Annotated in this window: 7 protein-coding genes and 1 pseudogene; 1 reads left to right on the top strand and 7 read right to left on the bottom strand. The window is 49.7% G+C overall.

Annotated elements, in window-relative coordinates; translation table 11 throughout:
• Window positions 1–210 (bottom strand): annotated as a pseudogene (locus JCM17844_RS15560) (non-hydrolyzing UDP-N-acetylglucosamine 2-epimerase); the annotation flags it as partial.
• A 467-nt stretch (window positions 211–677) separates the two neighbouring features.
• Between JCM17844_RS15560 and JCM17844_RS13770 the strand changes: the two are divergent.
• On the top strand, window positions 678–1,394 hold the full coding sequence (locus JCM17844_RS13770) for a Crp/Fnr family transcriptional regulator (protein ID WP_150001476.1): 717 nt from the start codon (window positions 678–680) through the stop codon (window positions 1,392–1,394).
• Here the strand turns inward: JCM17844_RS13770 and JCM17844_RS13765 are convergent.
• From JCM17844_RS13765 to JCM17844_RS13745, 6 genes are all read right to left on the bottom strand, one after another.
• Complete coding sequence (locus JCM17844_RS13765; RefSeq protein WP_210432033.1) at window positions 1,324–1,896, bottom strand: adenylate/guanylate cyclase domain-containing protein; 573 nt, start codon at window positions 1,894–1,896, stop codon at window positions 1,324–1,326. The two genes, JCM17844_RS13770 and JCM17844_RS13765, sit on opposite strands and share 71 nt — an antisense overlap.
• Complete coding sequence (locus JCM17844_RS15555) at window positions 1,896–3,179, bottom strand: tetratricopeptide repeat-containing protein (RefSeq protein WP_210432032.1); 1,284 nt, start codon at window positions 3,177–3,179, stop codon at window positions 1,896–1,898. The genes JCM17844_RS13765 and JCM17844_RS15555 overlap by 1 nt, the downstream gene beginning before the upstream one ends.
• Window positions 3,180–3,233: 54 nt before the next feature.
• Window positions 3,234–3,737 carry a hypothetical protein gene (locus tag JCM17844_RS13760; RefSeq protein WP_150001474.1) on the bottom strand — a complete coding sequence of 168 codons (504 nt, stop codon included), beginning with the start codon at window positions 3,735–3,737 and terminating at the stop codon, window positions 3,234–3,236.
• Window positions 3,738–3,889: 152 nt separating this feature from the next.
• On the bottom strand, window positions 3,890–4,441 hold the full coding sequence (locus JCM17844_RS13755) for a hypothetical protein (protein ID WP_150001473.1): 552 nt from the start codon (window positions 4,439–4,441) through the stop codon (window positions 3,890–3,892).
• Window positions 4,442–4,480: 39 nt separating this feature from the next.
• Window positions 4,481–6,625 (bottom strand): toll/interleukin-1 receptor domain-containing protein, encoded by a 2,145-nt coding sequence (locus JCM17844_RS13750; RefSeq protein WP_150001472.1) that lies wholly within the window; start codon window positions 6,623–6,625, stop codon window positions 4,481–4,483.
• Window positions 6,626–6,817: 192 nt separating this feature from the next.
• Window positions 6,818–7,198 (bottom strand): helix-turn-helix domain-containing protein, encoded by a 381-nt coding sequence (locus JCM17844_RS13745; RefSeq protein ID WP_150001471.1) that lies wholly within the window; start codon window positions 7,196–7,198, stop codon window positions 6,818–6,820.
• Between the last annotated feature and the right edge of the window lie 205 nt (window positions 7,199–7,403).

Below are 7,403 nucleotides of genomic sequence, written 5' to 3'. Positions count from 1 at the left end.
GGGAACCATCAGGTCCAGATCATATGTGCTTTTGAGGCCAAATTGTTGCAACACCGGCTGCACCAAATCCCGGTGCTGGCCTGTCAGGCACAAGCTGTGCGTGATGTCACGTTTTTGCTCGAGCTCCAGAATGAGAGGAGCGAGTTTGATAGCCTCTGGGCGCGTGCCAATGACAGACAGGATGTGCACAATCCATATAACCCGTGGCATTGGGGGCAAAGCACCATGCAGCGCCCTCTTGAAGTACACTTGATACGGGTATTCTTTCCAGTTATTCGTGCAACTGTCCAGTGTTTATTTAGAGTCGTTTCACGGAACGGGGTTGAAGGCCACGCAAACTGCCTTTTTTGGCTATTCGGTTATCGGTATCTCTGAAACTTCACAGATTGGGCATTAAAAATGACGGTGGGATATATCCGCTTCATCAGCTTCATGGACCAAAGATACGCTATACCGAAGACCGGATACTCCCAATGCCCTCGTTCTGCGATTTGATAACAACACCTCGCTTAAAATTATCGCTGAAATTGGTTTTGTCATGGTGGCCTTCATGCTGAAAAATTAGCCAAGTATGTGCTTACAAATATAGAGGTATCTGGGGGTATTTTAGGGAAACAGGTCAAACTATAGGGTATCACTTGGTGAGACACGAATGACAGAGTGACGGTGAAATAGGGATGCTGCAACTAGACCGGGAGATGAAATTGGCGTTGGGAAAGCTTGCCGGCTCGGATGCACGCCTTAAGGATGATCTTATTTCATCCATGCGGATTAAGCGCTTTAGCCCGCGGAAAACCATTGTCATGCACGATGAAACGGATAATGACGTTTTTCTTATTCTGAAGGGGCGAGCACGGGCGGATGTTGTTTCTGTGGAGGGCCAAGATGTTTGGATTGATGATCTGACACCGGGAGATCTGTTTGGAGAGATGGCGGCTCTGGGAGATATGCCACGTACGGCGGAAATCAGGGCCGTGACTGAGGTAACTGTGGCACTTTATAGTGCCAAGGTTTTTATCGGGCTCATGCAGCGCCATGGTAATTTGGGGATAATCGTCTCTCGGCGTTTGATTGAGCATTTACGCAATACAACGCGCAGAATGTTTGAGCTTTCTGCTCTATCCGCTCCGGGGCGCATATATGCCGAGCTATTGAGGCTGGCGGATTTCAAAGAAGGTGAGCTGTCTCAATGGGGCGTTATTCGTCCCGTTCCCGTAATATCTGTGTTGGCGCGGAGAGTGAATTCAACGCGTGAAACGGCATCCCGGACAATCAATGATTTGGTACGCCGGGGCCTTATCGTGAAAAAATCAGGATATCTCCTCATTGCTCCTTTGCAGGAACAGGAAAGCTGTTTTGAGAGCGCGATTGGGGCGTCGCATAGCGGAGACTGAAAAGCGGCATAATTCCCTCTGAAGTTCTTATCTTGATACGCCCAATATACTCACATTTGCAGTTGTGATCAGAGGATGTGGTGAGAATGGAAGCAAATGGCTCGCTGACATAGATAGATCCGGGAAGTGTGACCTGCTCAATTCTTGCCGCGATTGTCACATGTTTGCCAAATATATTCGGTCGTTTTAGAAAAGGATCAATATATTGCTGCACTGGGCCAAAGTGGCATCCTATGCGAACGGAAAGGGTATGTGGAAGCCCTGCCTTTTCAAGATTGATCTTGCGAAATTCATTCTGCAGGATCAACGCCGCTTCCGCAGCATCAACAATATTGTTGAAGGCGAGGAAGAGACCATCTCCCCATGTGTTGATTATCGAAGGGCGGCCCTCCAGTTGCGCACAACACGCTGACATGGGTTGTAGGACATTCTCGATAAAAAGTGAGGCGCCCTCATCATCTAATTTTCCAAAACCATGCGTGTCTAGGAAAAGCATCGCCATCAGATCGCGTTTGATCGCAGAGCGTGGCGATTGGGTTGTGTGCTGCCTATTATGCTGGGCAGCATTGCGCACTCCCTTGAAGGGATGGATGACTTGCCGACGTCCGGTCTGTTGCCAGCAGGTAACATCATGTGCGGTCCCCGCCGGAAAATTGACCGGTTGCCCATCCCAAACTGCGAACTGAACGGGCTTGCTGCCAATGGCTCGCGCCCGGATGACAGCATGCCCCATTGCAACTCGGCTGGAGAAGGCCATGTCAAGGCCATCGGTATAAGCCGTCCATCATTAACATATGAAATTGTTGCTGCGCGTTTTTTGCAAAATTGGAATCTATCATGCCAATCTGGGCCGAATGGTATTAGCGATGCTTGGATAAAAGCGTCGTCTGGTGCGGGTTGAACAAGGTGAAGTTCTTTTCCAAGCGCCAAAAGTGTTTCGGCAATGATAATATCTGCACCGGCGGCAAGCGCGCCGAATCCGAAACCGATCTTTTCTTCATGAATTAATCTGGTCACACGTTCGATAATGGCATTTTCATTGTGCGGCCCTTTATCATGCCGTGCATCGAACATATGCCCCGTGAAATGCATCGCGTTTGGGGGGCGAAATGCATCAAGCCATTGGGGATTCTGATCAAGAGCATTTTCAATTAATTTCAGTTGGGCAAGTGTTCCGGCTCTCGCGGAATAATTTTTCGGGTCGCATGCGATGGATGTGGCAAGGTGGCCTTTCGCTTCTTCGCGCAGACCGAGTAGCAAAAGCGCTTCCGCGCGTGTCGCTTCTTGATAATAAGTGGTTTCAGCCCGAGCATCGTTTACATTGGGCAAAGAGGCAAGAACCTTTCCAGCCATAGTCATTGCCCGGTCTTTATTGCCAGCTATGAGGCTCATGGTTGCGGTATTGATGCCCGTAAAATACCCACCGGTTTTCTGATAAGCCTGTGCATATTTATCAGCAGAGGCCATCGCCAAGCGATGGCGTTGGGTGCCGGTTTCTTCAAGTGCAATTGCTTTTAACACCCGCCCGCCAAGTGCCAGAATATCCTCATTATCCGTGATGGCATCCAACCCCAAACGGTTATATTCCTTTTGCGCCTGTTCAAGCGCGCCCGCGCGTGCAAGGCATAAAACAGCGCGATGTCGCATGGAAAGGGAATGGGGTTGGCTTTTGAGAAACGTCCGGGCCTTGTCATAAGCGGCAAGCAGTTCGCCAGCTTTGATCAGTGCATCAATGTCGAACAGGTCGCTCTTATCGTCGGGACAGTCCGTCACAGCATTCCACATTTATGTGCGCCCATTGATTTTAGTAGGGCACACATTTTGCCATATTCACGTCATTCAAGACGCATTGATAATGCGGGGATGTAGTTTGATCAGCGTACGGAGCATTCTGCCAATCCCAGGTTGCTCAACAGCGATATTGAGCGTTACATCATAGGGGGATCCCACAGCATTCAGATATTGCAGGCTGATTGCCTTTATCTTTCCATCTTTGCGGCTAACGGGCCTCAAGTCCCAGAATTGCTGGTAATCATCATAATTACGCAGGGCAAAGGCGGGGATCTCTTCAGCGAACGACCAGTTGTCCAGTTCAAGAGCATAAACAATTCTGGTGGGAATACGTTTCGACGTTACGAGATCAAGGGAATTCTCAGTCCGCTTTCGCCGCCCGGTTTCCTCACGCATGCCTGTTGGCAGATGCCTGCTTTGCCTGGTTCTTGCCGTCTCCATCACTTCGGGAAGGACATGGTCAGGCACATCGTGATCAAGCAGATAGTTTCTTGTGGTCAGCTTATGGCTGTTGGGCGCAAAGCCGATCAGGCTAAGCCGTGTTTCAAACATTGGGCCGCTTATGCCTTCATGGGTGCATATTCAGCCCGATTGAGCCATTTATTATTTAGCGTCGACATCTGTTTTCCTGTTTTTCGGCAATGTGGGAGCCGCATGTGATATGCATCAGTTCATTGGAAATGCGTGTTATTGCTGTGGCCCGCCTATCGTGGCCCTCCTCCACTTTCATTGCCCATGACAGGATCAATGGTAACGAAAAGCGGGATGGCATTGGCATCGGTGAAAACAGCATGCAGATTGAAATAATAATGATGCTGTACCGAATTCAGGTTCTGTACACGAATGATTTTTGGTGCATTGGCGTCAGGCCCCAGCAGGCGCAGCCCCCAGAATTGTCCATGGGGGTCGGGTTCTTTAAGGGTCAGCGCCGGGCCATCAGGCGCAAAATACCAGCCTTCAGCGACCAGATAATAAACGACCTTCACGCCACCTTCATCTTCGAGAAATAGATCAAAAGGGGTTTCCGATTTTTCGGTCATGGTCGAGCCGATGCTTGCGCCATAAAGCTGTATAATATCGTCGCCCCGATCATAATGATCGAGCAGTTGTATAATATCCGCGTCGGGCAGGTCATGGTCCAGAGTAATCAGTGTTTCGCTGAACGCACCGGTATCGCCGGAAAAGCCGATGATGCAGATTTTCGTCAGGTCCATGGTCCCCCAATCATCTGTTGCGGGGACAGTATCATCCGTCATTCTTTTACTCCCGGCCCTCCTTGGGGCAGTGTTTCTCAATTATTCCGCAGCATGTTGAACGTCTGAGCGTTCTAATTTAAAGAATTCCATGAAATCTGCCTGAGCATAGCCTCGTTCGCGCAACTCCTGCACCACCATGGCCGCTTCCTCCACGCGGCCAAGGCGTAATAGGCAGCGTGCGCGGAGGTCCGAAATATAGGCAATCAAATCTGGATAGGAATCGGAGGTCAATTCAACGACACGATGCCAGTGCTGAAGGGCATCGTTTTTCCGCCCTAGTGCGGACAACGCGTCGCCATATGCATGATGCGCGGCAATTGTAAAATTATTCAAAAGTTCCGATGAAGATTCTTCGTCTTCCAGATCAGGAATTTCGCTCAGCATTGTCTCCAGCGGCGATAAAGCAGCTTCAGGATCGTTTTGCTTCAATGAAAGCTGGGCCCGGAGCAGGTCGAGCCGATATTCAGTCGTTACACGCCAATGAACCGGCAGAAATGCTCTTTTCTCTCTCAGCCTTGCTTCGTATTCCTCAGCCTTTTTGAGCGCTTCTGCTCCGTCCCCGATGCGGTCGAGTGTTAACAGAAACCCTGCCTGTCGCATATAGGCTACAGCGGCAATTCGTATCCAATCGGTATTCTCTGGATCATGGTCGACCAGTTTTACCGCGTCTTCCACTGTATTTTTAACCAGAGCCAGAGCCGTTATAGTTTTGCCCCGGTTGAAGAGTGACATGACCATCCGCAATTGCCCCCATAGATGACGGTCCTTAACCGAGAAATCTTCGGGATTCGCCGCAAGATAGGGAGTATAGATTGCCAATTGCTCGGCGATCCTGTCTTCTGCATTTTTCAGATGGCCGGTGACGGCGAGGGCCTCAGATAACCAGGAATTGGCATCGGCGAGAGCGATGACCGCTTTTCTTTCATTCATGCGACCAGCATAGACCCGCTTATAGCCCTTCAAAACGCGCTCGAAGGCAGCGATGGCGTCGCGTGGGCGGTCCAGATTTCGAAGGTAAAGCATGCCGAGAAGATTGTCTGTATAGGCCTGCTCCAGCACATAATCGAGATTGTCAGGCTCAATCGTGACCATGCGGTTGGCCAATGTTTTATAGGTGCGAAAGGCTTTCTCCGCTTCCGCCCATTGACCGCGCTGCCAATCGACAAAGCCCAGCCAATACACACTTTGGGCATGATCGAAAATACGGCGAGGATCATCTGGCGACTTACTCAATAAAACGGATGTATCATTCCAAGCGCTTTGAAACATTTCTTCTGCATCGTTGATTTTGCCTTTCAAGGCATCAATCTCGCCGAGTAGCAGCAGGGCGCGGGCTCTGCGGCCAACAGAATCATCTGGCATCTGCTCAAGCCGTTGCTCGGCATAATAACCGATAGCTTTGCTCGCCACAGAGTCCAAGGCCTCAAGACGTCCCACAGGCTCCAGCTTTTCCCGTAAATCCGTCAACATGAATTCAACCAGCCCTTCTGCTTCTGATCGGCGCAACTCAGCCACCCGCCTCGCGTCCGTCGCCGCTATGGTCAGCACCACCATGGCTAGCACGGCAATTAGCGAGAATAGCGTGATGGCGGTCACGCGTTTTTGCCGCCGTTGAAGGTCTCTTTGGACCAGATCGTCTAGGGAGACACCAATCATGCCCGCGATCAGTTTCAGGCGGCCAAGCCGGCGCCCGTCGCCTGAAGCCCTAATATCGGCGGCAATTGGCTCGGCCTTCTGATTGGAAAGTGTTCCATCCGGCCCCAGTTTCCTGCGTAGCGCGGGTGGAAAGCATTCAAGAGGAGGGGTATCGCCTTCAGAGGCGAAAGGAATGCCATCGATGATGACGGCGAGAATACGATGCTCGCCGTGGCGTTTCTTGAATTCCACAATCTCCTGATTAACCCAATGGGAAGCAGCTGACCGCGGAGAGCAAAGAACAATCAGAAATTCCGAAGCATGAAGGGCCGCACGTACGGCCGCGCTTAGATCGCTTGCCGCCGGTAATTCTTCGCGATCCTGAAAGATGGGCAGCAAGCGGCCAGGAATAGGACCGTAGGCCGAATTTTCACCAACAAGGTGCTTGGGAATTCTGTAGTTTTCTAGAGTCCGCAACAGCCAGCGGCCCCACTTTTTGTCAAGATGGCTGTAGCTTATAAAGGCCTTGTAGCGAAATGGGCCAGCCATTTTCACCCCCGATGGATTGCACAGCCTTCACTATATCGCATTGCGATAAAGATTTGTGAACCACATGAAAGGATATAAAATATTTAAACCGGAGTTGTAAATTTTCGGGAGATATTCAACCTGTATTTATGATGGTTGAGGCTTAATATTCTCAAATACATGTGTATTATAATGCTGAATATAGCTTCATAGCTATTCGGCGGGAAAACTTAATTCTTTTTCCTGCTCTCTATGGAATTCCTCTTTTTCTGATAGGGATTTGAATACAACGAGGATACCCTCTCGGCAGCGCACATTGGGAATGCTCCAGAAATATCGCAACAGGGGTAAGAGGTGAGGATCGCTTATATAGTCCTGCGTGGCTGCGTGGTTCGCATTTGTAAAGAAATAATCCGGCGAGACGTGAAGTGCCTTAGAAAGTCTGTAGAGTGTGCTGGCTGTAATTCTGCTAAGGCCGTACTCATAATTCTGAATTTGCTGAGATCTTATCCCCAGAGTTTGGGCCAGCTGTTTTTGACTCAGCCCAAGAAGGATGCGGCGCTCTTTTAGCTTCTTCGCGAAATACTGATCCATAGATGAGAAAAATTTTTCCCTGACAATTGGGTATATTATTTGGTTGTGTGTAGCGTAGTATTTTCAATTTTTTGTTCGCATGGCAAGTAAAATATTATTTGAGGCTGAGATTCAATCATAGAGCAATTGTCTGCATAAGGTATTTGTGTCATAGCCTTTAGCTACGCGCAGATATCTCATTGATCCCGCATACCTTTGGGATATG

Origin of the sequence: Iodidimonas gelatinilytica, from assembly GCF_008579125.1 — a bacterium.
In the GTDB taxonomy this organism is placed as follows: domain Bacteria; phylum Pseudomonadota; class Alphaproteobacteria; order Sphingomonadales; family Rhodothalassiaceae; genus Iodidimonas; species Iodidimonas muriae.
The sequence above is the reverse complement of the archived record's forward strand: the minus strand, read 5'-3'. Positions and strand labels throughout refer to the sequence as shown.